Consider the following 540-nt stretch of genomic DNA (forward strand, 5'->3'; position numbering starts at 1 on the left):
GCGTATCCCGATTTTCCAACTTGGGTAACCAGCAGTGGCGAGTCAGAAACAACGTGGTACCAAGCCTCAACCGCTAACAAAGTAATTCCTGCAACTCAGCAGTAAGGAGCCTGACATGAAACATTCTACAAAACTGCTTATGACGACGTTGATTTCGGCACTAACCGTAGCTTGTGGAGGCGGCGGTGGAGGTGGTGGCTCAACTACGCCTCCGGCACCAACACCGACGCCATCGGTTCAGGTTCTCGACAATACGGCTGACATCGTGGCGGAACGAGACTTCTCATTCGATATTGGTGAAAAAATCACCTTGTCTGTGAATTATACCGGTTCGACCGAGGGGGCGTTGCACTTGTATTCGAAAGCGGCGTATACCACTGCAAATGGCGATGTGATTGCCGACCCGACATCTCGTATCACGACGTTGTATCCAAACATGGCGGGTGACGTAGAGCTCGAAGTGAATGGCAACTGGACACATCTTTATGCGCAATGGGTGCCGATGAGTGCGCAAGAGTCTGAGCAAAATTGGTCAATTGC

General features: G+C 51.1%; 2 protein-coding genes. Both read left to right on the forward strand.

Going from position 1 to position 540, the window contains the following annotated elements; genetic code table 11:
* The coding region (locus tag R7O13_RS30235; protein ID WP_318196040.1) for a DUF4842 domain-containing protein at nucleotides 1–105 on the forward strand (105 nt) is incomplete at its 5' end.
* 10 nt (nucleotides 106–115) lie between these two features.
* On the forward strand, nucleotides 116–540 hold a 425-nt coding region (locus tag R7O13_RS30240), incomplete at its 3' end, for a hypothetical protein (RefSeq protein WP_318305642.1).

Source organism: Vibrio sp. Y176, from assembly GCF_033438945.1.